Raw genomic sequence first — 3,068 nt, 5'->3', positions numbered from 1 at the left:
AACGCTACATCACCAGGTCATAACCATCAGTGTTATAGGATCAAGCCTCACGGGCAATTAGTATCGGTTAGCTTAACGCATTACTGCGCTTCCACACCCGACCTATCAACGTCCTGGTCTCGAACGACCCTTCAGGGGGATCAAGTCCCCGGGATACCTTATCTTCAGACGAGTTTCCCGCTTAGATGCCTTCAGCGGTTATCTCTTCCGTACTTAGCTACCCGGCAATGCCATTGGCATGACAACCGGTACACCAGAGGTACGTCCACTCCGGTCCTCTCGTACTAGGAGCAGGCTCCGTCAAGTATCCAACGCCCACGGCAGATAGGGACCAAACTGTCTCACGACGTTTTAAACCCAGCTCACGTACCTCTTTAAATGGCGAACAGCCATACCCTTGGGACCGGCTACAGCCCCAGGATGAGATGAGCCGACATCGAGGTGCCAAACACCGCCGTCGATATGAACTCTTGGGCGGTATCAGCCTGTTATCCCCAGAGTACCTTTTATCCGTTGAGCGATGGCCCTTCCATTCAGAACCACCGGATCACTATGTCCTGCTTTCGCACCTGTTCGACTTGTCAGTCTCACAGTCAAGCACGCTTATGCCATTGCACTATCAGCACGATTTCCGACCGTACCTAGCGTACCTTCGAACTCCTCCGTTACACTTTGGGAGGAGACCGCCCCAGTCAAACTGCCCACCATGCACTGTCCCCGATCCGGATAACGGACCAAGGTTAGAACCGCAAACAAACCAGGGTGGTATTTCAAGGATGGCTCCACGTAATCTAGCGACTACGCTTCAAAGCCTCCCACCTATCCTACACAGGCCGGTTCACAGATCAATGCAAAGCTACAGTAAAGGTTCATGGGGTCTTTCCGTCTAGCCGCGGGTAGATTGCATCATCACAAACACTTCAACTTCGCTGAGTCTCAGGAGGAGACAGTGTGGCCATCGTTACGCCATTCGTGCAGGTCGGAACTTACCCGACAAGGAATTTCGCTACCTTAGGACCGTTATAGTTACGGCCGCCGTTTACCGGGGCTTCGATCAAGAGCTTGCACCCCATCACTTAACCTTCCGGCACCGGGCAGGCGTCACACCCTATACGTCGACTTTCGTCTTTGCAGAGTGCTGTGTTTTTAATAAACAGTCGCAGCCACCGATTCTCTGCGACCCCATCATGCTAAGCGCGCAGGCGCTTCACACTACCGGGGTATACCTTCTCCCGAAGTTACGGTATCAATTTGCCGAGTTCCTTCTCCTGAGTTCTCTCAAGCGCCTTGGAATATTCATCCCGTCCACCTGTGTCGGTTTGCGGTACGGTCTCGTACAGCTGAAGCTTAGAGGCTTTTCTTGGAACCACTTCCAATCACTTCGCGAGCAATGCTCACTCGTGCCACACCCTTGATTTACGCGCCCGGATTTGCCTAAGCGCCATCTTCGATGCAGCAACAGGGACATCCAACACCCTGATGATCTTCCGCGATCCGTCCCCCCATCGCACTGTACGACGGTACTGGAATATTAACCAGTTTCCCATCAGCTACGCATCTCTGCCTCGCCTTAGGGGCCGACTCACCCTGCGCCGATGAACGTTGCGCAGGAAACCTTGGACTTACGGCGAGGGGGCTTTTCACCCCCTTTATCGCTACTCATGTCAGCATTCGCACTTCTGATACCTCCAGCAGCCTTTACAAGCCACCTTCGCAGGCTTACAGAACGCTCTCCTACCGCGTGCACAAAGTGCACACCCGCAGCTTCGGTTTATCGCTTAGCCCCGTTACATCTTCCGCGCAGGACGACTCGATCAGTGAGCTATTACGCTTTCTTTAAAGGATGGCTGCTTCTAAGCCAACCTCCTGACTGTCTATGCCTTCCCACTTCGTTTCCCACTTAGCGATAATTCGGGACCTTAGCTGGCGGTCTGGGTTGTTTCCCTCTTGAGTCCGGACGTTAGCACCCGGTGCTCTGTCTCCCAAGCTGTACTTGCGGGTATTCGGAGTTTGCCATAGTTTGGTAAGTCGCCATGACCCCCTAGCTATAACAGTGCTCTACCCCCCGCAGTAATACTTGAGGCACTACCTAAATAGTTTTCGGAGAGAACCAGCTATTTCCAGATTTGTTTAGCCTTTCACCCCTATCCACAGCTCATCCCCTAATTTTTCAACATTAGTGGGTTCGGTCCTCCAGCACGTGTTACCGTGCCTTCAACCTGGCCATGGATAGATCATCTGGTTTCGGGTCTACACCCAGCGACTGAATCGCCCTATTCGGACTCGCTTTCGCTACGGCTTCCCTATTCGGTTAACCTTGCCACTGAATGTAAGTCGCTGACCCATTATACAAAAGGTACGCAGTCACCCCACAAGGAGGCTCCTACTGTTTGTATGCATACGGTTTCAGGATCTATTTCACTCCCCTTCCGGGGTTCTTTTCGCCTTTCCCTCACGGTACTGGTTCACTATCGGTCGATCACGAGTATTTAGCCTTGGAGGATGGTCCCCCCATCTTCAAACAGGATTTCACGTGTCCCGCCCTACTTGTCTTACGCTTAGTTCCACACACAAGATTTCGCCTACAGGGCTATCACCTGCTACGGCCGGACTTTCCATTCCGTTCGACTATCTTGCATGCTAAAACGTAAAGGCTCTTCCGATTTCGCTCGCCACTACTTTCGGAATCTCGGTTGATTTCTTTTCCTCGAGCTACTGAGATGTTTCAGTTCACCCGGTTCGCTTCCACTGGCCTATGTATTCAGCCAGGGATACTGCATTGCTGCAGTGGGTTTCCCCATTCGGATATCTACGGATCAAAGCTTGTTTGCCAGCTCCCCGTAGCTTTTCGCAGGCTACTACGTCCTTCATCGCCTGTGATCGCCAAGGCATCCACCATATGCACTTAGTCGCTTGATCCTATAACGCTGTAGGCTATAGGACCTGAGTATTAGCGTTTGTGCCGTTCATAAGTTTCAAAGCAGTCTGAGGTTATTCACCCCAGTCTTGAGAACTTGGAACAAAATTAATGCAATCACAACCCGTACCTATCTTCATCGACTTGCGCC

At 52.0% G+C, this 3,068-nt stretch carries 1 rRNA gene; it reads right to left on the bottom strand.

Going from position 1 to position 3,068, the window contains the following annotated elements:
- Positions 1-36: 36 nt before the first annotated feature.
- Positions 37-2,919: ribosomal RNA gene (locus BRO63_RS02425) — 23S ribosomal RNA — on the bottom strand.
- Positions 2,920-3,068: the final 149 nt, after the last annotated feature.

It is taken from the genome of Achromobacter xylosoxidans (assembly GCF_002192695.1).
In the GTDB taxonomy this organism is placed as follows: Bacteria; Pseudomonadota; Gammaproteobacteria; order Burkholderiales; family Burkholderiaceae_B; genus Achromobacter; species Achromobacter xylosoxidans_C.
The sequence above is the reverse complement of the archived record's forward strand: the minus strand, read 5'-3'. Positions and strand labels throughout refer to the sequence as shown.